Source organism: Methylobacterium amylolyticum, assembly GCF_030700245.1.
GTDB lineage: Bacteria > Pseudomonadota > Alphaproteobacteria > Rhizobiales > Beijerinckiaceae > Methylobacterium.
The window spans coordinates 1-23749 of record NZ_JAUYZI010000038.1; the positions used below are offsets into that span (position 1 = coordinate 1).

Annotated in this window: 25 protein-coding genes; 12 read left to right on the forward strand and 13 right to left on the reverse strand. The window is 74.3% G+C overall.

The window, feature by feature from the left end; genetic code table 11:
* The 4 genes from Q8W71_RS23080 to rimP form a co-directional block, all read right to left on the reverse strand.
* Positions 1–239, reverse strand: a 239-nt coding sequence (locus Q8W71_RS23080; RefSeq protein ID WP_305527760.1) for a translation initiation factor IF-2 associated domain-containing protein, incomplete at its 3' end; no start/stop codon positions are given.
* Between the two features lie 91 nt (positions 240–330).
* Positions 331–1026 (reverse strand): RNA-binding protein, encoded by a 696-nt coding sequence (locus Q8W71_RS23085; protein WP_305527761.1) that lies wholly within the window; start codon positions 1024–1026, stop codon positions 331–333.
* A gap of 263 nt (positions 1027–1289) precedes the next feature.
* A complete protein-coding gene (gene nusA / locus Q8W71_RS23090) occupies positions 1290–2915 on the reverse strand; it encodes a transcription termination factor NusA (RefSeq protein WP_305527762.1) in 1626 nt (541 codons plus the stop codon).
* 74 nt (positions 2916–2989) lie between these two features.
* Positions 2990–3745: a ribosome maturation factor RimP gene (rimP, locus tag Q8W71_RS23095; protein ID WP_305527763.1), complete on the reverse strand. Its 756-nt coding sequence runs from the start codon at positions 3743–3745 to the stop codon at positions 2990–2992.
* Between the two features lie 223 nt (positions 3746–3968).
* On the opposite strand from rimP, the gene Q8W71_RS23100 reads away from it, so the two are divergent.
* Positions 3969–4397 (forward strand): DUF1772 domain-containing protein, encoded by a 429-nt coding sequence (locus Q8W71_RS23100; RefSeq protein WP_305527764.1) that lies wholly within the window; start codon positions 3969–3971, stop codon positions 4395–4397.
* Positions 4398–4627: 230 nt separating this feature from the next.
* The gene (locus Q8W71_RS23105) at positions 4628–5251 is read left to right on the forward strand and encodes a polyamine aminopropyltransferase (RefSeq protein ID WP_370875513.1); all 624 of its coding nucleotides are present in this window, start codon (positions 4628–4630) and stop codon (positions 5249–5251) included.
* Positions 5252–5263: 12 nt separating this feature from the next.
* Here the strand turns inward: Q8W71_RS23105 and Q8W71_RS23110 are convergent, their stop codons facing one another.
* Positions 5264–6277 (reverse strand): aldo/keto reductase, encoded by a 1014-nt coding sequence (locus Q8W71_RS23110; RefSeq protein ID WP_305527766.1) that lies wholly within the window; start codon positions 6275–6277, stop codon positions 5264–5266.
* A 238-nt stretch (positions 6278–6515) separates the two neighbouring features.
* Between Q8W71_RS23110 and Q8W71_RS23115 the strand changes: the two genes are divergently transcribed.
* The 3 genes from Q8W71_RS23115 (at position 6516) to Q8W71_RS23125 (ending at position 8399) form a co-directional block, all read left to right on the forward strand.
* Positions 6516–7439, forward strand: a complete 924-nt coding sequence (locus tag Q8W71_RS23115; RefSeq protein WP_305527767.1) for a protein-methionine-sulfoxide reductase heme-binding subunit MsrQ — start codon at positions 6516–6518, stop codon at positions 7437–7439.
* 54 nt (positions 7440–7493) lie between these two features.
* Entirely contained in the window at positions 7494–7883 is a 390-nt protein-coding gene (locus tag Q8W71_RS23120) for a hypothetical protein (protein WP_305527768.1), read from the forward strand.
* A 153-nt stretch (positions 7884–8036) separates the two neighbouring features.
* Entirely contained in the window at positions 8037–8399 is a 363-nt protein-coding gene (locus Q8W71_RS23125) for a hypothetical protein (RefSeq protein WP_305527769.1), read from the forward strand.
* 24 nt (positions 8400–8423) lie between these two features.
* Here the strand turns inward: Q8W71_RS23125 and Q8W71_RS23130 are convergent, their stop codons facing one another.
* Positions 8424–8600 carry a hypothetical protein gene (locus Q8W71_RS23130; RefSeq protein ID WP_305527770.1) on the reverse strand — a complete coding sequence of 59 codons (177 nt, stop codon included), beginning with the start codon at positions 8598–8600 and terminating at the stop codon, positions 8424–8426.
* Positions 8601–8740: 140 nt separating this feature from the next.
* Positions 8741–9151 carry a DUF4174 domain-containing protein gene (locus tag Q8W71_RS23135; protein WP_305527771.1) on the reverse strand — a complete coding sequence of 137 codons (411 nt, stop codon included), beginning with the start codon at positions 9149–9151 and terminating at the stop codon, positions 8741–8743.
* 136 nt (positions 9152–9287) lie between these two features.
* Between Q8W71_RS23135 and Q8W71_RS23140 the strand changes: the two genes are divergently transcribed.
* Both Q8W71_RS23140 and ssb read left to right on the forward strand, forming a co-directional pair.
* Positions 9288–10304, forward strand: coding sequence for an NADP-dependent oxidoreductase (locus tag Q8W71_RS23140; protein WP_305527772.1), 1017 nt, complete (start codon positions 9288–9290; stop codon positions 10302–10304).
* Positions 10305–10463: 159 nt separating this feature from the next.
* Positions 10464–11018: a single-stranded DNA-binding protein gene (gene ssb / locus Q8W71_RS23145; RefSeq protein ID WP_305527773.1), complete on the forward strand. Its 555-nt coding sequence runs from the start codon at positions 10464–10466 to the stop codon at positions 11016–11018.
* A gap of 257 nt (positions 11019–11275) precedes the next feature.
* Here the strand turns inward: ssb and Q8W71_RS23150 are convergent, their stop codons facing one another.
* Both Q8W71_RS23150 and Q8W71_RS23155 read right to left on the reverse strand, forming a co-directional pair.
* On the reverse strand, positions 11276–11560 hold the full coding sequence (locus Q8W71_RS23150) for a hypothetical protein (RefSeq protein ID WP_305527774.1): 285 nt from the start codon (positions 11558–11560) through the stop codon (positions 11276–11278).
* 125 nt (positions 11561–11685) lie between these two features.
* The gene (locus Q8W71_RS23155; RefSeq protein ID WP_305527775.1) at positions 11686–12993 is read right to left on the reverse strand and encodes a capsule biosynthesis protein; all 1308 of its coding nucleotides are present in this window, start codon (positions 12991–12993) and stop codon (positions 11686–11688) included.
* A 179-nt stretch (positions 12994–13172) separates the two neighbouring features.
* On the opposite strand from Q8W71_RS23155, the gene Q8W71_RS23160 reads away from it, so the two are divergent.
* Genes Q8W71_RS23160 through fliP form a run of 3 tightly spaced genes read left to right on the forward strand, consistent with a single transcriptional unit; the run spans position 13173 to position 15460 of the window.
* Entirely contained in the window at positions 13173–13616 is a 444-nt protein-coding gene (locus Q8W71_RS23160; RefSeq protein WP_305527776.1) for a hypothetical protein, read from the forward strand.
* 36 nt (positions 13617–13652) lie between these two features.
* On the forward strand, positions 13653–14708 hold the full coding sequence (locus tag Q8W71_RS23165; protein WP_305527777.1) for a lysylphosphatidylglycerol synthase domain-containing protein: 1056 nt from the start codon (positions 13653–13655) through the stop codon (positions 14706–14708).
* Positions 14705–15460 carry a flagellar type III secretion system pore protein FliP gene (gene fliP, locus Q8W71_RS23170; RefSeq protein ID WP_305527778.1) on the forward strand — a complete coding sequence of 252 codons (756 nt, stop codon included), beginning with the start codon at positions 14705–14707 and terminating at the stop codon, positions 15458–15460. Before Q8W71_RS23165 ends, fliP begins: the two co-directional genes overlap by 4 nt.
* Positions 15461–15528: 68 nt before the next feature.
* Here fliP and Q8W71_RS23175 read toward each other — a convergent pair whose 3' ends face one another.
* From Q8W71_RS23175 to Q8W71_RS23185, 3 genes are all read right to left on the reverse strand, one after another.
* Positions 15529–18978 carry a hypothetical protein gene (locus Q8W71_RS23175; protein WP_305527779.1) on the reverse strand — a complete coding sequence of 1150 codons (3450 nt, stop codon included), beginning with the start codon at positions 18976–18978 and terminating at the stop codon, positions 15529–15531.
* A 160-nt stretch (positions 18979–19138) separates the two neighbouring features.
* A complete protein-coding gene (locus Q8W71_RS23180) occupies positions 19139–19828 on the reverse strand; it encodes an invasion associated locus B family protein (RefSeq protein ID WP_305527780.1) in 690 nt (229 codons plus the stop codon).
* Between the two features lie 104 nt (positions 19829–19932).
* Positions 19933–20109, reverse strand: coding sequence for a hypothetical protein (locus Q8W71_RS23185; RefSeq protein WP_305527781.1), 177 nt, complete (start codon positions 20107–20109; stop codon positions 19933–19935).
* A 385-nt stretch (positions 20110–20494) separates the two neighbouring features.
* Between Q8W71_RS23185 and Q8W71_RS23190 the strand changes: the two genes are divergently transcribed.
* A complete protein-coding gene (locus Q8W71_RS23190) occupies positions 20495–21934 on the forward strand; it encodes a homospermidine synthase (RefSeq protein ID WP_305527782.1) in 1440 nt (479 codons plus the stop codon).
* Positions 21935–22195: 261 nt separating this feature from the next.
* On the opposite strand, the gene Q8W71_RS23195 is transcribed toward Q8W71_RS23190, so the two are convergent.
* The gene (locus Q8W71_RS23195) at positions 22196–23044 is read right to left on the reverse strand and encodes a metallophosphoesterase (protein WP_305527783.1); all 849 of its coding nucleotides are present in this window, start codon (positions 23042–23044) and stop codon (positions 22196–22198) included.
* A gap of 226 nt (positions 23045–23270) precedes the next feature.
* Between Q8W71_RS23195 and croR the strand changes: the two genes are divergently transcribed.
* Positions 23271–23744: a 3-hydroxybutyryl-CoA dehydratase gene (croR, locus tag Q8W71_RS23200; protein ID WP_305527784.1), complete on the forward strand. Its 474-nt coding sequence runs from the start codon at positions 23271–23273 to the stop codon at positions 23742–23744.
* Positions 23745–23749 lie beyond the last annotated feature (5 nt).

The following is a 23749-nucleotide window of genomic DNA, read 5'->3' on the forward strand; positions in this document are numbered from 1 at the left end:
GGCCGGGCCGCCGGCGCGGCGGGGGCGGCCGGCGCGGGGCGCGACGCGGGCGCGGCCTCGCGGGCGGGCGCACCCGGGGCGCCGACGCGGCGCTTGACCGTCTCGACCATGACCTGCTTCGTGCGGCCGTGGGAGAAGCTCTGGCGCACGACGCCCTGTTCGATCGGGCGCTTCAACGACAGCGGCTTGCGGGGGCCCCGCTCCGGCATCTTGTCGCCCGGGTTGTTCGTATCGCTCATCCAGTCCGAACCCTGAGGGTTTCCATCGTCCCGTGGACCGGCGCCCGGTGGCGCCGGCCGAATCGTCGATCGTGCGTCGTCATCGTGAGGTTTAGCCAATCCGGCCGGTGCGGGCTGGATCGGGCTCCTCGGTCGCCGCGGCGGCGCCCTCGAAGGAGCGTAGCCGACGCCAACGCGACAGGCAGCCGTTGGTCCCGGCTCCTGCGACGAGCGCAGCGTGTATCACATGATCCCGACCCAAGGCCATGTCCAATTCGTCCTCGGACAGGTCGTCGACGATCGGTATGCGCGATATGGCGTCGCCGTGCCGGCGCAGCAAGGCCGCGACGATCTTGCGGCGCCCGTCCGGGCTCGCCTCGGCGGCGTGGATCACCGCCGCCACCCCCGGCGCCCCGCCGATCGCCGCCTCGACCTTCGAGAAGCCCGCGACCACGCAGCCCGCCTTGTTGGCGAGCGCGATCGCCTGCCGGAGATCCTCGCGCAGGCCCGCCGCGATCCGGTCGGGCAGGTCGGGCCCGGCCTGGGCCGGTCCCTTGAACGCCCGCGAGAACAGGTTCTTCTTCACCGCCGCGGCGACCGCGTCGCGCCGGGCGCTGACCCAGGCCCCGCGGCCGGGCAGCTTCCCCCGCAGGTCCGGCACCACGGCGCAGTCGGGCCCGCGCACGAATCGGATCATCCCCTCCGGCGCCTGGGCGACGCGGGTAACGATGCAGGTGCGCGTGGGCGCCCGCCGGCCGGGGCCCGCATCGAGCACCTCGTCGGGCGCGCTGTCACCGGCCTCGTCCATGGGGGGTGGGGGATCCTCTCTCGTGCTGCGCAATCTGAAGGTCGCAAACGTGACCGCCCCCTCTCCCCGCGTGCGGGGAGAGGCCCGCACGGACCCTGTCGTCCGTGCGGGAAGCGGAGGCGGAGCCGGAGCGGCGGTGAGGGGGCGGTTCCGGACGGAGCGCATCCGGATACGCCCCCTCACCCTCGCTGCCGCTCGCCTCGCCCCCGGCAAGGGGGGCTCGGTCCTCTCCCCGCAGGCGGGGAGAGGGCTCGCGTGTCGCCTCAGGCCTGGGCGGGCTCGCCCTCGGCCGCCTCGGCCTCGGCCCCCTCCTCAGCTTCCTCGCCCTCGGGCTCGGGCAGCGCCTCGATCCAGCCGGCGTGGAGGCGCGCGGCCATGATCAGCGCCTCGGCGTCGGTGCGGGACAGCTCGAACCCGTCGAGGAAGCCCGCGTGCCGCACCGCCTCGGGGCCGCGGCCCTCGACGTAGCCGACGAGGTCGTCGGTGGCGCAGCCGGCCAGATCCTCGACCGACTTCACGTCGTTCTCGCCGAGCGCCACCATCATCGGGGTGGTGACGCCGTCGATCTCGCGCAGGTCGTCCGAGACGCCGAGTTCGCGGCGGCGGTCGTCGTGCTCCTGCTCGATGCGGGCGAGGTGGTCCTGGGCGCGGGCCTGGATCTCGGCGCCGGTCTCCTCGTCGAGGCCCTGGATGCCGGACAGTTCCTGCGGCTCGACGTAGGCGATGTCCTCCACCGAGCGGAAGCCCTCGGCGGCCAGGAGCTGGCCCACCGTCTCGTCCACGTCGAGCGCCTCCATGAAGATCTGGGTGCGCTCGGCGAACTCCTTCTGGCGCCGCTCGGATTCCTCGGCCTCGGTGAGGATGTCGATGTCCCAGCCGGTGAGCTGCGAGGCGAGGCGCACGTTCTGGCCGCGGCGGCCGATGGCCAGCGAGAGCTGGTCGTCGGGCACCACCACCTCGATGCGGTCGGCCTCCTCGTCGAGCACCACCTTGACCACCTCGGCGGGCTGGAGCGCGTTGACGATGAAGGTCGCCTGATCCTCCGACCAGGGGATGATGTCGATCTTCTCGCCCTGCAACTCGGCCACCACCGCCTGCACGCGCGAGCCGCGCATGCCGACGCAGGCGCCCACGGGATCGATCGAGCCGTCGCGGGAGATCACCGCGATCTTGGCGCGCGAGCCCGGGTCGCGGGCCACCGCCTTCACCTCGACGATGCCGTCGTAGATCTCGGGCACCTCCTGGCCGAACAGCTTGGCCATGAACTGCGGGTGCGAGCGCGACAGGAAGATCTGCGGGCCGCGCACCTCGGAGCGCACGTCGAACAGGTAGGAGCGGATGCGGTCGCCGGGGCGGAAGGTCTCGCGCGGGATCATCTCGTCGCGCCGCACGATGCCCTCGCCGCGGCCGAGATCGACGATGACGTTGCCGTACTCGACCCGCTTGACGATGCCGTTGAGGATCTCGCCGATCCGGTCCTTGTACTCGTCGAACTGCCGGGCGCGCTCGGCGTCGCGGACCTTCTGGACGATGACCTGCTTGGCCGACTGGGCGGCGACGCGGCCGAAATCGAAGGGCGGCAGGGTGTCGGAGATCACGTCGCCGACCAGCGCGCCCGGGTTGTAGCGGCGGGCCTGATCGAGGGTGATCTCGCGGGCATCGTTCTCCACCAGCTCGACCACCAGCAGGTGGCGCGACAGGCGCAGCGCCCCGGACTTCGTGTCGATCTCGGCGTGCACGTCGGTCTCGGCGCCGTAGCGGGAGCGGGCGGCCTTGGCGATCGCCTCCTCCATCGCCTCGATCACGATCTGGCGGTCGATCACCTTCTCGCGGGCGACCGCGTCGGCGATCTGGAGGAGTTCGAGCCTGTTGGCGCTGACGACGGCCATCGGTTCAGGTTCCTTCTTCTCATCAGCTCATCCGGCCCGGCGCCCGGGAGGGGCCGGCCCACATCGAAAGACGGTCAGTGCAGGTCGTCGCGGTGCTTGACCCGGGCGGCCTTGGTGACGACCGGCTGCTTCGGGCCGGTCCGCGCCGGCTTCTTCTGGGACTTCGGTTTCTCGGCGGGCGCGGCCTTCCGCGGCGGCTGCCGGGCGGGGCGGACGGGCGCCGTCGCCTCGACATCCTCGGCCTCCTCGCCGTCGTCCTCGGCCGGCGGGCCGCCGCGGCGCAGCGATTCGCGGATCAGCGCGTCGGTGAGGACGAGGTGGGCCTCGGCGAGGCTCGCGAGCGGCAGGAGGATCCGGCTCGGCAGCCCCTCCTTCACGTCGGGCAGGTCGATCGGCACCGTGCGCCCCTCGGCGTCGGGGGTGCCGATGATCCCGCGGAAGCGCTTGCGGCCGTCGAGCGGCACGGCGAGCTCCACCTTGGCCTCGTGGCCGGCCCATCGCGAAAAATCCGAGACGCGGACCAGCGGCCGGTCGATCCCGGGCGAGGACACCTCGAGGTTGTAGGCGCCGCCCACCGGATCGTCGAGATCGAGGATCGGCGAGATCGCCCGGCTGACCGCCTCGCAATCGTCGATCGTGAAGGTGCCGTCCGGCCGCTCGACCATGATCTGCACGGTGCAGCCGCCCTGGGCGGAGACCTTCACGCGCACGAGGCGGAAGCCGAGGCCGTGCAGCGGCCCCTCGATCACCTGCCCGACGCGCGCGGCGACGCCGGTTTCGCCGACCAGACGCGTCTCGGTGATATCCGATGTCTCGGTGTTGTCCGACATGGGTTGGGCCGACATGGGTTGGGCGCAGGACCTCGCTTCGGTCCGAGGGCGGTCGCGGCCAAAAAAAAGAGCGGGCCCGGGGGCCCACTCCGAACCGCAGCCTCGCGACTGCCATCAGAAATGTCGTCCTTGAGATAGACGCGGATCGCGGCGAGTTCAAGGCTGTTCCGGCGCGGCGTCCGCGATGCTGGCGACCGGCGCGGGCCGGCGCTAATCTGCCGCCATGCTCGTCGGCCCCCTCGCCCTGACCGTCGCCGCCCTCTTCACCGGCGCGGCGCTCTACATCAACGTCGCGGAGCAGCCCGCGCGCCTCGGGCTCGACAACCGCGCCCTGCTCCGGCAGTGGCAGCCCGCCTACACGCGCGGGCTCGCCATGCAGGCGCCGCTGGCGCTCGTCGGCTTCCTCCTCGGCGCCGCCGCGTGGTGGATCGCCGGCCGGGCCGGGTTCCTCGCCGGCGGGCTGCTGATGCTGGCGAACTGGCCGTGGACGATGCTCGCGATCCTGCCGGTCAACCGCGTCCTGATGGCGGCCGATCCGGCGGCGGCCGACGGGGCCGCCCGGGCGCTGATCGTGCGCTGGAACGGCCTGCACGCGGTGCGCACGGCGCTCGGTGCGGGCGCGACCCTCTGCTTCCTCTGGGCGCTGGCCTGAGGGCGGCGCCGGAGCGCTCATTGGCCGAAGCGGATGCCGGTTCGGCCAATGAGCGCGCGTCGGAACAGGAAATTCGAGCCGCGCACGATTGCAACGCGCTCGGGAACGGCTCTAAGCGGCGTCGTTTCCACGACGATCAGGCCCCGAGGGCCGCAGGACGGCGCCGCGTGATTCCCTGGGTTCCCCTCGACACCGCCGAGATCCCCGGCGGCGGCACGCCCCTGCGGTTGATGCAGCGCGGCCACGAGTTCTCGATCTTCGCCGGCCCGACCGAGCTGATGAACAGCACCCGCGGCGGCTCGGAGGAGGCGCTGGCCCATCTCGCCTGCGCGCGGCTCGGCGGCGTGCGGGCGCCGCGGGTGCTGATCGGCGGGCTGGGGATGGGCTTCACCCTGCGCGCGGCGCTCGCCGTCCTCGGGCCGGAGGCGCGGGTGACCGTGGCCGAACTGGTGCCGGCGGTGGCCGCCTGGGCGCGCGGCCCGCTCGCCGCCGTCTTCGCCGGCTGCCTCGACGACCCGCGCGTCGACCTGCGCGACGTCGACGTGAACCGGCTGATCCAGTCGGGCCCGGCCGCCTGGGACGCGATCCTGCTCGACGTGGACAACGGCCCGGAGGGGCTGATGCGGCGGGAGAACGACCGCCTCTACGACGGCTGGGGCCTCGGCCGGGCGCACTGGGCGCTGCGGCCGGGAGGCGTGCTCGGCGTCTGGTCCGGCGCCCCGGACCGCAAGTTCAAGGCGCGCCTCCAGCGCTTCGGCTTCGCCGTCGAGGAGGTCCGCCCCCGCTCGGGCGGGCGGAGCGGCGCCCGGCACGTGGTGTGGCTCGCCACGCGCGCGGTCGCCGCGCCGCGTTGAAGCGCTCGCCGCCTACGCCGCCGTGCGCGGCACCCGCCCCTCGATCGGGTAGGCCGGGTCGTTGTAGCCCGGGGTGGTCGGGTGGCCGCTCGTCACGTGGCGGTCCACCAGCGCCTCGTCCTCCGGGGTGAAGGCATAGTCGAGGGCACCCAGATATTCCCGCCACTGTTCCTCGGTCCGCGGGCCGGCGATGACGCCGGTGACGAGGCGGTTGTTGAGCACCCAGGCGGTGGCGAACTGCCCGGCGGTGATCCCGCGCGCCTCGGCGTGGGCGCGCAGGTCCCGGGCGATCCGCAGGGATTCCGGGCGCCACTCGGTCTGCATCATCCGCGTGTCCTGGCGTCCGGCGCGGCTGTCGGCGGGGGGCGGGGCGTCGGGATCGTACTTGCCAGTGAGCACGCCGCGGGCGAGCGGCGAGTAGGGCACCACGCCGAGCCCGAAATGCGCGCAGGCCGGCAGGTGCTCGGTCTCGGGCATGCGGTTGAAGGCGTTGTAGTAGGGCTGGCTCACCACCGGCCGGTCGATGCCGACCTCGTCGCACAGGCGGCAGATCTCGGCGATCCGCCAGGAGCGGTGGTTCGACACGCCGACGTGGCGGATCTTGCCGGCGCGCACGAGGTCGGCCAGGGCGCGGACCGTCTCGGCCAGCGGCGTGCCGTGGTCCTCCTTGTGGAGGTAGTAGATGTCGATGACGTCGGTGCCGAGACGCTTCAGGCTGTCCTCGGCGGCCTTGAGCACGTGGACGCGCGACAGGCCGCGGTCGTTCGGCCCCTTGCCCGTCGGGTTGGCGACCTTGGTGGCCAGCACCCAGGCGTGGCGCTCCGCCCCGATCAGGCGGCCGGTGATCTCCTCCGAGCGCCCGTCCGTGTAGACGTTCGCCGTGTCGATGAAGTTGATCCCGGCCTCGCGGGCGGAGGCCGTGATGCGGCCGGCCGCCGCCTCGTCGGTGGGGCCGCCGAACATCATCGTGCCGAGGCAGATCGGCGAGACCTGGAGGCCGGAGCGGCCGAGGGGGCGGTATTCCATGACGGGTGATCCGGGGCGGGGTGATCCGGTGGCGACCCGGTCCAATCTCGGCGCCGCGGCCGCGCCGTCAACCACCGCACCGTCGACCGCCGCGCCGACGTAACCCGGACGCCGCCGCGGCGAATCGGCCTGCGCGGGCACCGGGGCCCCCGGCAGCCGTTCCGCCACGGGACCGCCCCGGATCCGGGGCAAGGACCCGGAGCCCCACTCCGCTCACGCAGGCACCAAGTCCCGAACGATGACAGGACGAACGGTACGGCCCCTCCCCTGGCTCGACCGGGCCGGGCGGCTCTCCCCGCTGAAGCTCGCCGTGTTCCTGGCCTGCCTCGCGCCGGCCCTGTACCTCGCGGGCGCCTACCGGCTCGACGCGCTGGGCGCCAAGCCGATCACCGCGCTGATCCACGCCACCGGCGAGTGGACGGTGCGGTTCCTGCTGGCCTCGCTGGCGGTCTCGCTGCTGCGCCGGATCGGCGACTGGCCGCGGGTGCTGCTGGTGCGGCGGATGCTCGGCGTCACGGCGCTCGCCTACGCGCTGGCGCATCTCGCCCTCTACGTCGTCGACCAGAACTTCGTGCTGACGAAGGTCGTCTCCGAGATCGTCCTGCGGCTCTACCTGACGATCGGCTTCGTCGCGCTCGTCGGCCTGATCGCTCTGGGGGCGACCTCGACCGATGCCGCGATCCGCAACCTCGGCCCGAACTGGCACCGGCTGCACCGGCTCGTCTACACGATCGCGGTGCTGGGGCTGGCCCACTACTTCCTGCAATCCAAGATCGACGTGTCCGACCCGGTGTTCTGGACCGGGCTGTTCCTGCTGCTGATGGGCTGGCGGGTGATGCGGCGGTTCAAGTGGCCCGAGCGGCCGTGGTCGCTGCTGCTGCTCGCGGCGGGCGCCGCGCTCCTGACCGCGGGGCTGGAGGCGGCATGGTACGGGCTGGCGAGCGGCGTGCCGGCGAGCCTCGTGCTCGGGGCCAACCTCGACTTCTCCGGCCCGATCCGGCCGGCGTGGTGGGTGCTGGCGGTGGGCCTGAGCCTGCCGGTGCTGGCGCTGCTGCGCGGTCCCCGCGCCCGGGCGTCCGGGACGGCGCGCCCGGCGCCGGTCGCGACCCGGCGCGCGCCCCAGAACGTGCCCCAGAACGTGCCCTTGTCGCCGCGGGCGTGATGCCGCAGAACCCGCTGCCCCCTGCCCCGGGGGCGCAGCGGAGTTCTCCTGACCATGCGCGGCACGCCCCTCGCCCTCGCGGCCCTGCTCGCGTCGACCGCGGCGCTCGCCGCGCCGCCGGCCAAGGAGACGGTCAAGACGCCGCCGCCCGCCGCGAGTCCGCCCCCGGCCGCCGCGCAGGCCGTCGCCTGCACCCCGCCCGCGGCGCCGCCGGCCTCGGCCCGGCCCCAGAAACCCGCGCTCCCGGAAAAACCCGCCTGCCTGGACGCCAAGGACGGCTGCCCGGGCTGGGAAGCGTACAGCTACAACGACGCGATCAAGGCGTACAACGCCCAGGCCCAGGCCTTTCGGCCGATCGCCGAGGCCTACCTTCAGAAGCTCAACGCCTACGTGAAGGCGAGCGCCGACTACGCCCAGTGCGAGGTCAACGCGATGCAGAAGTAGGCGGCTGGCAAGAGGCGCTTGGCAAGAGGGGGCTGGCAAGAGGGGGCTGAACGGCAGCCTGCGGCCCGGGCCGGGCGCGGTTCAGCCCGGGCGGCGCAGTCTCCCCGGCACGATGGCCGCGATCCCCGCGGCCGGACGAGCCGAGCGCCGACAGTGCCCTCACCCCTCCGTCTCGCAGGCCTCTGCGCCCTGATCCTCGCGGGCGCTCCGGCGCTGGCCGCCGACTTCGACGCACCCTACCCGCCGCCGGGCCCCGGCCCCCGGGAGCGGATCGACGACGACGACGGGCCGGACCGCCTCCCGCCCCCGCCTCCCCCGGGACCAGCGTATCGCCGGCCGCACGTCACCGCAGCGCCCCCGGAAGCCTGCCGGGAATTCGTCCGGCGCCGGCTCGATCCCGACGGGCAGCCGGTGCTGCGGCGGGTGCGGGTCTGCGACGAGCCCGCGTTCGAGCGCGGCCCGCCGCCGCCGCCGGAGGACATCCCGCCGCGGCGCTGGGGCGGTCCCCGCTGGTGAGCGCGTCCTGCGCTCAAGGTCGGATCAGATCCGCGCCGGCGCCTTCTTGAGGGCGGCGGCGAAGGCCTTGAGCTGCCGGTTCAGGTCCGCCAGCTCGTTGAGCGCGATGGTCTTGTGCCCGTCGCGGACGGCGCGCTCGATGTCCTCGACCTGCGAGGACACGAGGCGGCGGATCGCGGCGGCGACTTGTTCACGGGTCATCGGGACTAGGGCTTCGCGGGCTTCGACGGACGGCCGGGCGCGGCCGTCGACACCCCACCGGTGTTAGGCGGGTAGGCTTAACCGTTGGTGTGCACCGCACGGCCCGTGCACCGGTGCGCGGTCGCCCTCCGCGGCGCGGATCACCGGTTCCCGCGCATCTCGTCCCGCCGCATCGGCATCGCGTCGATCGTCGCGAACAGCCGCTGGGGCGGGATCGGCGCGTCCGCGGTGAGCTTCGCCCCGCCGTCCTTGCCGACGAGCACCGCCCGGAAGGCGTCGGCGGGCAGGCCGAGGCGGGCGCGCAGGGCCGCGGCCTCGGCGCCCGGGCCCACCGCCTCGATCACTACGAGGTCGCGCTCCCCGAGCCCGCCGCGGACCGAGGCGAGCGCCGCGCGCTGCGCCCGCAGCCCGGCATCCCCGGCCCCGGGCGCCGACAGGACCAGCACCCGCGTCCGCCAGCGGTGGGCCGCGAGCGGATCGCTCCCCGCCGCCGCGCCCGTGGCGAGGAGCGCGGCACCGAGCATGCCCCAGACCGTCAGAACCGCGCGCATGGCCACCTCCCGCCTATCCCGGCGGACAACGCTCCCGGCCTCCCGCCCGTTGCGGGTCCGGCCGGGGCGGGTTTGCCGCCGCCGCCCCGGCGCACCAGATCGGGCGCGTGATCCGCGTGAACCCGGGAGCCCCCGCATGGCCGACAAGAACCGCCGCATCGTCCTGGCCGCCCGCCCGCACGGCGAGCCGACCCCCGACGATTTCCGGCTGGAGGAGGCGCCGGTGCCCGAGCCGGGGCCCGGCGAGATCCTGCTGCGCACCCGCTGGCTGTCGCTCGATCCCTACATGCGCGGGCGGATGAGCGCGGCGAAGTCCTACGCCGCCTCCGTCGAGATCGGCGCGCCGATCACCGCCGAGACGGTGGGCGAGGTGGTGGCCTCGAACAATCCGGCCTTCAAGCCCGGCGACCTCGTCACCGCCTTCGCCGGCTGGCAGGATTACTGCGTGACGGACGGCAAGGGCTCGCGGCGCGTGGATCCGGCGGTCGCCCCGCCCTCCACGGCGCTCGGCGTGCTCGGCATGCCGGGGATGACCGCCTACACCGGGCTCCTCAACATCGGCCGGCCGAAGGCGGGCGAGACGGTGGCGGTGGCCGCGGCCTCCGGCCCGGTCGGCTCCCTCGTCGGCCAGATCGCGCGGCTGAAAGGCGCCCGGGCGGTCGGCATCGCCGGCGGGCCGGACAAGTGCCGCTACCTCACGGAGGAGCTCGGCTTCGACGCGGCCGTGGACCACCGCGCCGCCGACTTCCCCGACGCGCTGGCGGCGGCCTGCCCGGGGGGCATCGACGTCTACTTCGAGAATGTCGGGGGTGCGGTGTTCGACGCGGTGATGCCGCTACTCAACGACTTCGCCCGCATCCCGGTCTGCGGCCTCGTCTCGGCCTACAACGCCACCGAGGTCCCGCCGGACCCCGACCGGCTGCCGGCCCTGATGCGCATGACCCTGACCAAGCGCCTGCACATCCAGGGCTTCATCGTCTGGGATTTCGCGTCGCAGGCCCAGGCGTTCCGGGAGGAGGTCGGCGGCTGGCTGAAGGCGGGCCGTGTCCGTTACCGCGAGGACGTGGTCGAGGGGCTGGAGCGGGCGCCGGAGGCGTTCATCGGCCTGCTCAAGGGCCGCAACTTCGGCAAGCTCGTGGTGCGCGTCTCCTGACGGCCGCTTGCCGCGACATAAGAACAGATATAGAACATCAACGTCGGCCTAGTGGGTATCGGGCACAAGCCTGGCCCCCCCGTTGCCGGCCCCAGGACCCCGGCGCATGACTCGCGCCGGGCGACGGCCCAGTGAGATGCGAGACGTGTGGAGAGAGCGATGGCGGGCAGCGTCAACAAGGTGATTCTGGTGGGCAATCTCGGGCGCGACCCCGAGATGCGCCGCCTCGGCTCGGGCGACCCGGTCTGCAACCTGCGGCTGGCCACCTCCGAGTCGTGGAAGGACAAGGCCACCGGCGAGCGCAAGGAGAAGACCGAGTGGCACTCGGTCGTGATCTACAACGACAACCTCGCGCGCGTGGCCGAGCAGTACCTGCGCAAGGGCTCGAAGGTCTACATCGAGGGCCAGCTCCAGACCCGGAAGTGGACCGACAATTCGGGCGTCGAGAAGTACACCACCGAGGTGGTGCTCCAGCGCTTCCGCGGCGAGATGACGATCCTCGACGGCCGCGGCGGCGGCGGGGGCGGCGACTTCGGCGGCGACGAGGAGGGCGGCGGCCAGATCAGCCGCGGCGGCGACTTCGGCGGGGGCCGGGGCGGCGACCGCGGGGGCGATTTCGGCGGCGGCCGCGCCCAGGGCGGCGGCGAGCGCCGGCCGGCCCCCTCGGGCGGCGGGAAGGGCGGCTACGACCTCGACGACGACATCCCGTTCTAGAATCCCGGCCCAACGCTCGACGACCGCGATAGCGGGATCCAGCGATCAGGCCAGCGCATCAGCGCTGGCCTTCCTCTTCCCATGCGAACAAGCGCCCCCAAACGGACGCGCCCAAGCGGACATCCGGGCCGCCCGTGCTCGGTCATGGACGGCGCGTCGCGTAGGAGTCGCGCAGGTCGATCCGGGCATCGGGGCCGATCGGCGGACGCCACGAACAGGTCAGCGGTGGCGCCGTGGACACGGGTCGGCGGCGCGCCTCAACCCCGCCCGGACCGGACCTGCTGGTGCGCCTCGGACTGGGCGGCCTCGGCCAGCTCCAGCTTGCGCAGGGCCTCGTAGCGGGAGATGTCGCCCTCCACGTCGCGGATCGTCTCCTCGACGAGGTGGCGCTGCAAGGCGACGCGCGGGTCGTCGGGCGGCAGCGCCTCGCGCTCCTGGAGGCGCTGCACCGCCTGCCGCACCACGGTGTAGACCGCCTCCCGCTCGGCGCGGCTCATCGAAGGCTGGATCGCCTTCGCGACGAGATCGGAGAAATCCGACATGGATTGCGGGGCTTCGCCTGCCTGCGTGGGGGGACCGCCCGGACCCTCCGGGCCGGTCGGTCTAGATCATGGAGCGGCCGAGGGAAATGGGCCCGCCCCCGCGGCCCGCTCGCCCCCGCGGGGCATCAGCCCCGCTGGTCGCGGATGCCGGCGGCCAGCAGCGAGACCGAGCTCCAGATCACGAAGAAGCAGAAGAACGCCACGAACAGGGTGTGGCCGCGCTCCGGATAGAGGGAGGCGGTGGGCAGCACGGGGGTCTCGAACGGGGCCAGGAAGATGTGCTGCTTGGTGGCCGCGATCCGGGCGCGGTCGAGCAGCATGTCGGCCGATTCCTCCAGCTTCTCGGCGATCGTGCGCTCGACGAGCAGGCCCTCGTAGTGCAGCAGCGCCTCGGTCATGTTCTGGCCGCCCGCCCCCGCGGTGGCGTTGGTCAGCTCGTCCTGGAGGCTCTTCATCTGCTGGTCGATGGCGGCGACGTTGGCGACCAGCGTCTGGATCGAGCGGGAGCGCTCGTCGAGGCTCGACCCGCGCAGCACCTGGAGGTCGGTCTCGAGCTTCAGCTTGTCCTTGCGCAGGGTCAGCAGGGTGGTCATCGTACCCTCGGCCGACTTGATCGGGTCGATCACCCCCCACTGGTTGCGGAAGCTCTGGACGGCGAGGTGCGCCTTGCGCAGGCGCTCCTGGGCGGTCGCGGCGTCGGCCTGGGCCTGGGCCACCATGTCGGCCTGGGCGCGGCGCGAGATGTCGTTGATCAGCGCCTCGGCGCGGGTCACGATCTCCCGGGCGATCAGCACCGAATCCTCGGGGGTGAAGGCGCGCACCGACAGGCGGATCACGCCCGAGATCGAGTCGATATGCGCCTCGACGTGCCGCCGCCAGTACTTGGTCAGCTCCTCGATCGGCTGGCTCGTGTCGTACCGCGCCCAGAAATCCGCCTCGGGTCGCGAGAACAGCTTCGAGATCCCGATGCTCTTCTCAAGCGCCTCGACCAGGGTCTGGCTGAGGATGAAGTCCCGGACGATGTAGCTGTCCTGGCTGTTGTGCTTCTGGATCAGGTTGGTGAACTGGCCGAGGCCGACGTTCTCCATCGGCTCGACGTTGCCGCGGACCGCGAACTGGGCCCGGGCGATGTACTGGTTGGAGGCGAACGCGAACAGGTAGACGCCGATCACCAGGGTCGGCAGCAGCACGAACAGGCCCACCCGGCGGATCACCCGCGAGGCGTAGCTCGACGTGTCCTGTCGGGCGGGGCGCAGGCCCGGCAGGCGGGTCCAGTCGACCCGGGCGCGGGCCGCCTCGATCAGTGCGCGCGCGCGCCGCCGCTCGGGCACCGGACGGACGGTCTCCGCGCCGCGGCGCAGCTCGGTCATCGTCGGCCGGACGTACTCGACGATACCGTCGCGCGTGTCCTCCTTGACGTCGTCGAAGCTCATCCGCTCACTGTGTCCTGAGGTGTGCGCCGGATCCGCTGCCGCGGAACCGGCCGGAGACGGCCCGTGCGCCGTGCCGAGATCCCGTTCTTTTAGGCCCTTTTTAAGGCGCGGCCCCGGCCGTTGCGCCGGGGCGCGGGGCGGCGTACCCGGCACCGGTGCCACGCCTCGACGACCGCCGGATGACGACAACCCTCGATACGGCCGAGCCCCGCACGGCCAAGTCCTGCACGGCCAAGCCCCGGACGGCCAAGACGAAGGTCGCGGCGGTGGCGGTGGTCTGTGCCAAGTGCGCCAAGCGGCAGGGCCTGCGGCCGCGGGACGTCCGGGCCCTGCTGAAGGGCGCGGCGAAGGCGGCGTCCAGGACCGCTTCGAGCGGAGCCAAGGGAGAGAAGGGAGCCAAGGGAGAGAAGGGGACCAAGCGGCGCAAGCTCTGCGTCGTCGCCTCGGGCTGCCTCGGCCCCTGCCCGAAGCGGGCTGTGGCGGTGGCCACCGGCGCGAGCCTCGCCGCCGGGCGGGTGCTGCTGCTCGATCCCGCCGCCGGCCCGGAGGCGGCGCTGGCGCTGCTCCCCGAATTCGGCCCCAATGCCCCCCTAGGGGGCTCGGACGCGCCGCCCCCACGCTGAGCCCATGCCCCTGCGCACCACACGCGGGCGCCGACCGTGAGCGGCGCCTCCACATCCCGGCTGCGCCCGGTCGGCCGGGCCATCCTGCGCCGGCTGCCGCTGCTGGGCACCCTGGTGGGGATCGGGCTCGCGATCTGGCTCGTGGCCACCAACGACCTCGCGGCGGTGGCGGCGGCCTTCGGCAAGATCGGGGTGCTGGGATTCGCCGGCGTCACCCTGGTGCGCGCCATCATCGTCCTCCTGTGCGGCCTCGCCTGGGCCCGGATCCTCGACGGGTTGTCGCCCGCGCCGACCATCGCCTTCCTGATCCTGCGCTTCGTGCGCGAGGGCATCAACGTGCTCCTGCCGGTGGCCTCGGTGGGCGGCGACGTGCTCGGCGCCCGGCTCCTGACCTTCTGGGGCGTGGCCGGGGCGCTCGCCGCGGCCTCGATCCTCGCCGACATGCTGCTCCAGGTCGGCACGCTCGCCCTGTTCGCCGGCCTCGGCGCCGGGCTGCTGACCCGGGTCGAGGGGGCGGCGGCGGCCGACCTCGCGCACTGGACCCTGCGGGCCCTCGCCATAGCGGGGCTGCTGCTCGCCGCCTTCTTCGCCCTCCAGCGGACCGGGATCGCGCACCGGCTGGAGGCGCGCGTCGTCGCGCTCGGCCGCCGCTTCGTGCGCGAGACCGAGGCGCGCCCCGACCCGGCGCCGCGCGTCCAGGGCGCCCTCGACGCGGTCTGGGGGCCCGGGCGGCGGGGGCATCTCGCCGAGTCGCTCGCCCTGCACGCGCTGGCGTGGCTGCTCGGGGCGGCCGAGATCGCGATCGTGCTCGCCTGCATCGGCGTCGATGTCGGCCTCAGCGAGGTGCTGGTGATCGAGGCGATGGGTCAGGCGATCAAGGCGGTGGCCTTCCTGATCCCGAGCGGGCTCGGCGTGCAGGAGGGCGGCCTCGTGCTGGTCTGCGGCCTGTTCGGCATCGACGCCGGCACGGCGCTGGCCCTGTCGCTCGCCAAGCGCGTGCCCGACGTGGTGCTGGGCCTGCCCGCCCTCCTGGTCTGGCAGAACCTGGAGGCGCGGCGCGCGGGCGTGCAGCCGGGCCCGGCCCCGCGATGACGCGCGCGCGCCTCCTCCGCGCCGCCCGGGTCGCTCCGGCGGCGGGCGCGCTGGCCGGCCTGATGCTCGGCGCCGGGCCGGCGCTGGCCCAGAGCGTGACCGTCGATCTCGGCGCGGGCGGCACCACCGAGCGCGCGCTCCAGCTCGTCGCGCTCATCACCGTGCTCGCGGTCGCCCCCTCGGTGCTGGTGATGGCCACCGCCTTCACCCGGATCGTGGTGGTGCTGTCGATCCTGCGCTCGGCGCTCGGCACCCAGACCGCCCCGCCGACCGCGGTGATCGTCAGCCTCGCCCTGTTCCTCACCGCCTTCGTGATGGCGCCGACCGGGCGCGAGGCCTACAGCGCCGGCATCGAGCCGCTGATCGCCGGGCGGATCACGCAAGGACAGGCGTTCGAGCGGGCCTCCGCCCCGTTCAAGACCTTCATGCTCAGAAACGTCCGCGAGAAGGATCTGAAGCTGTTCCTCGACCTCGCCAAGCAGCCGGTGCCGAAGGGGCCGGAGCAGATCGGGCTGGAGGTCGTCACCCCGGCCTTCATGATCTCGGAGCTGCGGCGCGCCTTCGAGATCGGCTTCCTGCTGTTCATCCCGTTCCTGATCATCGACCTCGTCGTGGCCTCGGTGCTGATGGCGGTGGGCATGATGATGGTGCCGCCGGCCACCGTGGCGCTGCCGTTCAAGCTGATCTTCTTCGTGCTGGTCGACGGCTGGACCCTCGTGGCGGGCTCCCTGGTCCAGAGCTACGGCGGATAGGCCGCGCCGGTGCGCGGGCCGGCTCGGCGGGACGCGTCACGCCGGGGCCCAGGCGCCGCGCCCGCGCCTCAGCCCGGCGGCGGGCCCGCGGGCATGTCGGCCCGGTTCGCGGTGCCGGTGTCGCCTGCCGCCTCCGGCTTGCCGCGGTCGGGCACGGCGGCGTCGGGGTAGCGCTTGCGGTACTCGGCCAGGAAGGCGGACAGGGTCTCGGCCTTGGTCGCCCGGGCGGCGATCTCGCGGAAGCCCGGGGCCCGGACCGCGCCGTCGCCGGTGAGCAGCGCGAAGGTGCGCGCGTCCGGCCCCCGCGCCATCGGGCCGGCGAACTTCGCCTTCAGCCGCTCCAGGCCCAGCGCCTCGCCCGCGAGGTCGTAGGCGATCGCCGCGCGCATCGCGTCGGCCCGTCCCCGCTCGTCGAGGGGTGCGCCGGCGCGCCACGCGTCGCCGAGCAGCCCCTCGTGCGCCTCCCCGGCCTCGCGCCAGCGCCGGGCGGCCCACAGGATGTCGGCGCGCAGGCGCTCGATCTCGGGGCCGGCCTCGCCGTCCAGCGTCTCCAGGGCGAGGTCGGTGCGGGTGAGGTCGGACAGGGCGCGGGCCCGGATCAGGCCGCGGGCGCGCCGCAGCGTCCCCGGCAGCTCCGCCATGTCGGTGCTCTCGATCGCCTCCAGCGCCCGCATCGGCTGCCCGTCCATCAGCCGCACGGTGGCGAGCCGGGCGGCCACCGCCGCGCGAGCCGGTCCGGTCAGCCGGTTCTCGATCTGGTACTGGAGCAACTCGGCCGCCGAATCGAGGAGGTCGAGGCCGACGAGCCGGTCGGCCAGGCTCCGCACCACCGCGTCGCCGCGGCGGCCGATCGGCGCCAGTTCCCGGAAGTCGAAGTACAGGGCCACCGCCTCGACGCCGGAGAGCCGGTCGCCGCGCCCGTCGAGATAGAGCTCGTCGAAGGCCTTCTGCGCCTCCACCGTCAGGGTGCGCACCGTGTCCGAGGCCGGGGCGAGCCCGTTGCCCCGTCGCACCATCGCGAAGGCGTCCCGCCAGCGGCCGGCGGCGAGGTAGAGCCGCGCGAGGCCCGCGATCAGCGCCTCCTCGGTGGCGCCGCCGTGCCACGTCAGGGCCAGCCGCTCCAGCCGCTCGATCGCCACGTCCGGGCCGAGCTTGCCGGCGCCCCGCGCGAGCAGCGTCCCGCGCAGGGCGGCCGCGACGGCCACGGGCCGCTCCGCGACGTCGGCGAGGCGGCCGTAGGTGTCCAGCGCCGCCGCGGTCTGGCCGGTGGCCTCGGCGACCCGCGCCCGCACCAGCGCCAGCCGGTCGCGCAGGAGCGGCGTCAGGCCGGGCCCGGCCTCGGCGCGGCCCGCGGCGGTCTCCGCGTCGCCGGTCTCGATCGCCGCCTCCGCCGCCGCGACGCGGATCGGGGCGGCGAGGTCGTCGGGGTAGCGCGCGGCGAGCGGCAGGATCTTGAGGAAGCCGGTCTCGGCCGTCTTCCAGTCGCCGAGGCCGGCGGCGGCCACGGCCCGCCACAGGGCCGCCTCGGGATCGGCCGCGAGCGACGGCGCGGCGAGGGCGGCCAGCGCGTCCCGGCCGCGGCCGAGGCGGGCGAGCGCCAGCCCGCGCAGGATCGCCGTGTCGCGGGCGGCCGCCGTCAGCGGATCGTCGGCCGCGGCGGCCTCCAGGACGGCGAGCCCCTCGGGGTCGAAGCCGTTGGCGAGGTAGGCGCGGGCGAGGGCGAGCCGGGCGGGCCCGCGCTCGGCCGGGAGCGCGGCGGCGGCCGCGGCCCCGAGGTCCCGCAGGGTGTCGCGCACGGTGCCGGCCCGCGCCCGCTCCCAGGCGGCGCGATCGACCGCCGAGGCGCCGGCCTCGGAGAGCGCCGTGTCGGGACGGCGGGCCACCGTCGAGGCCGACAGGCCGCCCTCGCGGTACACCGTCACCCCGTCGAGGTCCGGGCGCACGGCGAGGTCGTCGGCCCCGGCCAGCACCGCGACGCCGTGCCGGCTCGGCAGGATCTCGAAATCGACGAAGCGGCGGCCGCGCGGGTTGCCGGCGGGCTCCGGCGCGGCGGAGGGGACCACCGCCACGCGCTCGCCGTCGAGGTCGAGCCAGCCCGCGGAGCCCGGGCGCGGCAGGGGCACCGCCACGGAGACGCGGCCCGACGGGTCCGGCCGGCGGACCGGCTCCAGCGTGGCGCTGGGGCTGAGGGCCTCGCCCGCCGACATCTCCCAGGCGAGGCCCGTCCCGGTGGAGACGGCCGCGAGGTCGATCAGGCGCCCGGCCGGCACCGCGAAGCGCAGCACCGTCAGCGGCCCCGCCCGGACCGGCTCGCCCAGGGCCCGCAGGCCGGACTCGCCCGGGGGCGGCGCCGGGACCGGATCGGCGGTGTCGAAGGCGAGGATCGCGACGCCGCCGCGCTCGAACAGGGCGGCGGCCGGCAGGCGCGCGAACGGGAAGACGAGGCCGGAGCCCGCCCGGCGGGGCGGCGGAAATTCGGTGGCGGGCTTCGGGGCGGCGGGGCCGGGCTCCCCGGCGGTGGACGCCGTCGGCACGGGTGCCGGAGACATCGGTGCCGGTGACGTGGGAGCCGGAGGCATCGGAACCGGAGGCATGGGAGCCCGCGGTCCCGCCTGGGCCTCCGCGGCCGGCCCCGCTCCGGGTGAGGTTGCCGTCTCCGGCTCGCCGGCCGGGTCGGGCTTGGCTCGACCTGGCTTGGCCGTTCCCCGCGGCACGATGTCGAGGGTGAGCGTCCCGTCCTCGCGCTCGCTGGAGATCGTGAAGCCGTCGGCGGGGGTGAGGATCAGGCTGGCGGAGGTCTCGTCCGCCTCGACCGCGAGGGCGGCGAGCCCGGGGCGCGGCCGTCCGCGGATCTCGGCGGGGTCGATGGTCCAGGGGCCGGCGATCCGCAGGCGGGTGGCCGGCCCCTCCGCCGTCACCGCGGTCACGGCCTCGTCGGGCAGGCGCAGCGACAGGCGCGTCAGGGTCGGCAGGCGGGCGAGGTCGAGGGCCAGCCGGCGCCGGGGCGGGGCGGGGGCGCGGACCTTCAGCGCCTCCTCGGCGGCGCGCGCCCGGTGGGCGAGGTCGGCCACCACCTCGGCCGGCAGCGGCGGCGCGAGGCCGCGCCAGCCCTCCGGCAGGAGATCGACGAACACCCGCTCCCCGGCCTGCTGCACGTTGGCGCGGAAGGGCCGCTGGAGGGCGAGGCGCAGGCCGGTGCCGTCGGGATCGCGGCGCACGGCCGCGACGTAGCCCGGCATCTCCGTCGCGAGGCGCTCGGGGCCGGCGGCGCTGCGCTCGCCGTAGCCGAGGATCAGCACGCCGCCGGACACCGTGGCCTTGACCGCGACCGGCTTGTCGAAGGTGAGGATGATGCGGCCGTAGCCCTGGGCCTCGGCGCCCTTGGCCGCGAGCAGCCGGGCGGCGAGCGCCGAGTCGATCCCGGCCAGCAGGCCCAGCACCGGCAGCGCCGCGCCGAGGAGCCGGCGGCGCGCCGCGCCCGCTCGGCCGCACCGGGATCGCCTGCCCACAGCCTCCATCGCCCCCGCCGACCCGGTCCGCGGGCGACCCGCCGTCCGCGACCGGCATCCTGCGCCCGCGCGGCTAACGGCGGCTTAACCGTGACGCGTGAGCGCCGGACGAACGCCGCGTGCGGGCGAGGCCGGCCGCGTTCGAGCGCCGCGCGCGCGCCGGATCCGGTCAGCCGCCGAGCGCCACCGCCCGGTCGAAGGCCTGGGGGAATCCGACGAGGGGGACCGTGATGGTCGCCGGCTCGGTGCCCCCGGACTTCTGGCCGGTGACCGTGAGCGTCTTGGCGGTGCGCATCCCATCGGTGGCCAGCGTCGGGAAGCTGATCGGCACGATGCAGCCCTCGCCGGTGCAGCTCGTGTAGGGCGCGCCCTTGCCGAGCGCCTGCTCGTCGAGCTTGAAGGTGACGCCGGGATCGATCGACAGCCCGAACGGCATCAGGATGATGCCCTCGGCGCGCCCGTCCCGGGGGGGCTGCATCTCGATCGCGAACTTGCGCCGCCCGGTCTTCGAATCGCCCTGCGACTGGACGACGATGCAGGCGGCCTTGTCCGCCGGGCGGGTGCAGGTCACCGTCCAGTCGCCGTAGCTCTCGCTGACGCTGGAGGCGCCGGCGGGCCAGACCGCGGCGGCGGCGGGCGCCGGAGCGGGGGCCGCGGCCGGCGTGGGGGCGGGCGCGTGGGCGGGCGCGGCCTTCGGCGCGGGCTTCGGCCGGGGCTTGGGTTTCGGCCGCGCCTTCTCCTCGGCGGCCGGCGCCTCGGCCCCGGGCTCCGCGTCCTGGGCGCGGGCGGAACCGGCGACGGCGGCCAGGGTCAGGGCCGCGAGGAGGACGGATCGGGCGCGCGCGCGGATCGGCGGCATGGATTGCGATCTCCGAAGGCCGGATAGCGGCCGGACGCCGCCTACCCCCTGGCCCGCAGCGTGGCAATCGCGCGCCGATCCGAAAACGGCGCCCGAGGGAACCGTTACAGCGGGAACGGCCTCCCGGCGGCGGCGATCAGCGCGACGTGGCGCCGGTAGGCGGTCCGGGCGCCGCGGCGCAGGATCCGCGCGACCGAGAAGGCGAGGGTCAGGAAGCCGGGATCGCGGTCGGAGGTCTCCTCGACCGGGCCGGGGATCCGGGAAGCGATGAGCGCGAGCATGATCAGTCCGAAATCTGAGGGCTCGGGCGTTTCCGGGAGCGTCGTCAGGCGTCGTCGGCCTTTGCTGCACCGCAATATGAGACCTGCACTGGAGACCGGCAACGGCGCATCATGCGCCACATTCATGCGCATAATGCATAGCTTCAATGGGAACCGATCAACCGCGTGTTAACGGATCCGTGATCGGGCGCGGTTGACCGGTGGGGACCGAGCCGCCATTGAGCGCGCTGCCGGCGTCGGGCCGGGCGCGCGGTCCGCGAACCGCCCGCGCGTCGCCCGCGCGGGGCCGGACCCCGGGCTGTCGCCGCACCGTCACACACGCCCCCTAACCCGCCCGCGGGCGGCCCCCGGGGCGATCCGCGCCCTTCGACTGAGGATGACACGCATGACCGACGCGCCGGCACCGATCCACGGACACATCAGCGGTCCCATCGTGATGATCGGATTCGGCTCGATCGGCCGCGGCACCCTGCCCCTGATCGAGCGCCACTTCACCTACGACCGCGCCCGCTTCACGGTGATCGACCCGGTCGACACCCACAAGCCGCTCGCCGAGAAGCACGGCCTGCGCTTCGAGACCGTCGCGCTCACCCCCGAGAACTACCGCGACGTGCTCACGCCGCTGCTGACCGAGGGCGGCGGCCAGGGCTTCTGCGTGAACCTGTCGGTCGACACCTCGTCGCGGGCGATCCTGGAGCTGTGCCGCGAACTCGGCGCCCTCTACATCGACACGGTCGCCGAGCCGTGGCCGGGCTTCTACTTCGACAAGTCCAGGAGCCAGGGCGACCGCACCAACTACGCGCTGCGCGAGAACATCCTCGACGCCCGCGCCGCGAGCCCCGGCGGCACCACCGCCGTCTCCTGCTGCGGCGCCAACCCGGGCATGGTCTCGTGGTTCGTGAAGCAGGCGCTCCTGAACATCGCCGCGGATACCGGCGTCACCGATCCCGAGCCCACGTCCCGCGCCGAGTGGGCGGCGCTGATGCACAAGCTCGGCGTCAAGGGCGTCCACATCGCCGAGCGCGACACCCAGCGCGCCAAGAACCCGAAGCCGCGCGGCGTCTTCGTCAACACGTGGTCGGTCGAGGGCTTCGTCTCCGAGGGCAACCAGCCGGCCGAGCTCGGCTGGGGCACGCACGAGACGTGGAAGCCCGACAACGCCCGCGGGCAGGACAAGGGCTCGGGCTGCGCGATCTACCTACTCCAGCCCGGGGCCGACACCCGGGTGCGCACCTGGGTGCCGACCGCGGGCGCGCAGTTCGGCTTCCTCGTGACCCACAACGAGGCGATCTCGATCGCCGACTACTACACGGTGCGCGCGGGCGATGAGCCGGTCTTCCGCCCGACCTGCCACTACGCCTACCACCCGGCCGACGACGCGGTGCTGTCGCTGCACGAGATGTTCGGCAACGCCGGCCAAGTGCAGGAGCGGCACCACATCCTCGACGAGACCGAGATCGTCGACGGCATCGACGAGCTCGGCGTGCTGGTCTACGGGCACAAGAAGAACGCCTACTGGTACGGCTCGCAGCTCTCCATCGAGGAGACGCGCGCCATCGCCCCCTACCAGAACGCCACCGGCCTCCAAGTGACGAGCGCCGTGCTCGCCGGCATGGTCTGGGCGCTGGAGAACCCGGAGGCCGGCATCGTCGAGGCCGACGAGATGGATTTCCGCCGCTGCCTGGAGGTCCAGACGCCGTATCTGGGGCCGGTCGTCGGGGTCTACACCGACTGGACGCCGCTCACCGACCGGCCGGGCCTGTTCCCGGAGGACATCGACACCAGCGATCCCTGGCAGTTCCGCAACGTGCTGGTGCACGGCTGAGGCGCACTCCGCACGCGGAGCCCCCTCTACGGGCTACGGGATTCGCAGATCCGGATCTGGATGGCACCCCGTCATCCCGGGGCCGCGAGAGCGGAGCCCGGGATCCAGAGCCGCGACGGGTCCGAGCGTGCACGGGCCCCGGTCCATCCGGTCAGAGCGGAGGCTCTGGATCCCGGGCTCTCGCCTGCGGCGAGCCCCGGGATGACGGAGCGGCAGTCCTCGGGTGTGTGAACATCCAACCCCACACGGCGACGGCGCGCCCTATACCCCCACCTCCACGAAGAAATCCGGCCGGTAGGTCTCGCCCTCGACCGGGTTCGCCACCCAGCGGCAGCGGCCGAGCCGCATGTCGTGGCCGGCGTGGAAGTGTCCCGAGACCCAGAGGTCCGGGCGCGCGTCGTCCGCGAGGTCGTCGAGCACCGTGGTGGCGTAGAAGGCCGGCACCCACCAGGGCACGCCCGGCGCGTCCCGGTAGCGGTCGGCCGCCAGCGGGCTCGCCGGGTGGTGGGTCAGGACCACCGTCGGGCCGTCGTGGGGCTCGCCGAGCGCGGCGAGCAGCGCCGCCCGGTCGGCGGCATGCGCCGCCATCGCGTCGGCGGGCTGCCACGGGGCGCCGTCGGCCCGGCGGATCGAGCCCCGGTATTCCCGCGAGCCGGTGACCGGATCGGTCATCCGCGCGGCGGCGTAGGCGACCGGGTCGGCCGGGCGGTCGGGGGCGTCGGGGCCGAGCCAGCGGCCGGCGAGGCGCCAGTCGCTCCACAGGGTGGCGCCGACGACGCGCACGCCGCCGACCACGCAAGCCTCGCCCGCCTGGAGCAGGTGGATCCGGGCGCCGCCCGCGTTCAGGCGCGCGACCTCGGCCTCCAGGGCGGCGATCAGCTCCGGCGCGGTGCGCGGGTCCCCGGTCGGGGCGTAGCGCTCGTGGTTGCCCGGCACCAGCACGACCGGCCGGCCGTCGGCGAGGTGCAGCAGCGCCGCGAGCCCGCGCTCGGGCTGGCCCTCGTGCAGGTCGCCGGCGCAGGCGAGCAGGTCGAAATCCCCGCGCGGGCGCGGGATCCGGTCGAGGGACCGCCGCTCCAGGTGGAGGTCCGAGATGGGGAAGATCCGCATGGCGCTCCTGTCGGGCCGGCGCGCCACATCGCCCAGACCGGCGCTTCTGTCGAGCGGCGTCCCCGTCGCGCGCCCGCCGCCGGGAGGGCGCGAGAATCCTTTGCGGGCGCCTCAAGAAAGTTGCGCGCTCCTCCGGGTGGATTCGCCGGCGCGCCTGTGCGACGCCATAGCGAACGCGGCCGGGCGCGGAAGACGGATCGGCCGGAACCGGAGGTCCCGTCGAGCCATGCTGCCCGAACTGCGCGTCCTGTACTTCGAGGATCTCGAAGTCGGCCTGTCCGAGACGCTGACGAAGACCATCGCCTCGTCCGACGTGGTGGGCTTCGCCGAGATCACCGGCGACCGCAACCCGATCCACCTGTCCGAGCACTTCGCCGCCCGCACCCCGTTCGGCACCCGCATCGCCCACGGCCTCTACACCGCCGGGCTGATCTCGGCGGTGCTCGGCACGCGGCTGCCCGGCCCCGGCGCGGTCTACATCTCGCAGACCCTCAACTTCCGCGCGCCCGTGCGGATCGGCGACACGGTCGACGTCACCGTCACCGTGGCCGAGCTGGTGCCCGAGCGCCGCCGCGCCCGGCTGACCTGCACCTGCACGGTGGCGGGCGAGACGGTGCTCGACGGCGAGGCGCTGGTGAAGGTGCCGACCAAGGCCGAGGCCGACCCGCTCGCCGCGCGGATGGAGCGGAACCGGGTCTGACATCG

What these genes read in the sequence shown, in the direction of transcription:
- Q8W71_RS23115 (WP_305527767.1), top strand. Translation starts at nt 6,516, where the DNA reads ATGACAGGACGAACGGTACGGCCCCTCCCCTGGCTCGACCGGGCCGGG.
- Q8W71_RS23195 (WP_305527783.1), bottom strand. Translation starts at nt 23,044, where the DNA reads ATGCGGATCTTCCCCATCTCGGACCTCCACCTGGAGCGGCGGTCCCTC.
- croR (WP_305527784.1), top strand. Translation starts at nt 23,271, where the DNA reads ATGCTGCCCGAACTGCGCGTCCTGTACTTCGAGGATCTCGAAGTCGGC.
- Q8W71_RS23120 (WP_305527768.1), top strand. Translation starts at nt 7,494, where the DNA reads ATGCGCGGCACGCCCCTCGCCCTCGCGGCCCTGCTCGCGTCGACCGCG.
- ssb (WP_305527773.1), top strand. Translation starts at nt 10,464, where the DNA reads ATGGCGGGCAGCGTCAACAAGGTGATTCTGGTGGGCAATCTCGGGCGC.
- Q8W71_RS23185 (WP_305527781.1), bottom strand. Translation starts at nt 20,109, where the DNA reads ATGCTCGCGCTCATCGCTTCCCGGATCCCCGGCCCGGTCGAGGAGACC.
- Q8W71_RS23190 (WP_305527782.1), top strand. Translation starts at nt 20,495, where the DNA reads ATGACCGACGCGCCGGCACCGATCCACGGACACATCAGCGGTCCCATC.
- Q8W71_RS23180 (WP_305527780.1), bottom strand. Translation starts at nt 19,828, where the DNA reads ATGCCGCCGATCCGCGCGCGCGCCCGATCCGTCCTCCTCGCGGCCCTG.
- Q8W71_RS23150 (WP_305527774.1), bottom strand. Translation starts at nt 11,560, where the DNA reads ATGTCGGATTTCTCCGATCTCGTCGCGAAGGCGATCCAGCCTTCGATG.
- Q8W71_RS23110 (WP_305527766.1), bottom strand. Translation starts at nt 6,277, where the DNA reads ATGGAATACCGCCCCCTCGGCCGCTCCGGCCTCCAGGTCTCGCCGATC.
- Q8W71_RS23160 (WP_305527776.1), top strand. Translation starts at nt 13,173, where the DNA reads ATGACGACAACCCTCGATACGGCCGAGCCCCGCACGGCCAAGTCCTGC.
- rimP (WP_305527763.1), bottom strand. Translation starts at nt 3,745, where the DNA reads ATGTCGGACAACACCGAGACATCGGATATCACCGAGACGCGTCTGGTC.
- Q8W71_RS23135 (WP_305527771.1), bottom strand. Translation starts at nt 9,151, where the DNA reads ATGCGCGCGGTTCTGACGGTCTGGGGCATGCTCGGTGCCGCGCTCCTC.
- Q8W71_RS23155 (WP_305527775.1), bottom strand. Translation starts at nt 12,993, where the DNA reads ATGAGCTTCGACGACGTCAAGGAGGACACGCGCGACGGTATCGTCGAG.
- Q8W71_RS23105 (WP_370875513.1), top strand. Translation starts at nt 4,628, where the DNA reads ATGCAGCGCGGCCACGAGTTCTCGATCTTCGCCGGCCCGACCGAGCTG.
- Q8W71_RS23100 (WP_305527764.1), top strand. Translation starts at nt 3,969, where the DNA reads ATGCTCGTCGGCCCCCTCGCCCTGACCGTCGCCGCCCTCTTCACCGGC.
- Q8W71_RS23140 (WP_305527772.1), top strand. Translation starts at nt 9,288, where the DNA reads ATGGCCGACAAGAACCGCCGCATCGTCCTGGCCGCCCGCCCGCACGGC.
- Q8W71_RS23085 (WP_305527761.1), bottom strand. Translation starts at nt 1,026, where the DNA reads ATGGACGAGGCCGGTGACAGCGCGCCCGACGAGGTGCTCGATGCGGGC.
- Q8W71_RS23130 (WP_305527770.1), bottom strand. Translation starts at nt 8,600, where the DNA reads ATGACCCGTGAACAAGTCGCCGCCGCGATCCGCCGCCTCGTGTCCTCG.
- Q8W71_RS23175 (WP_305527779.1), bottom strand. Translation starts at nt 18,978, where the DNA reads ATGGAGGCTGTGGGCAGGCGATCCCGGTGCGGCCGAGCGGGCGCGGCG.
- fliP (WP_305527778.1), top strand. Translation starts at nt 14,705, where the DNA reads ATGACGCGCGCGCGCCTCCTCCGCGCCGCCCGGGTCGCTCCGGCGGCG.
- nusA (WP_305527762.1), bottom strand. Translation starts at nt 2,915, where the DNA reads ATGGCCGTCGTCAGCGCCAACAGGCTCGAACTCCTCCAGATCGCCGAC.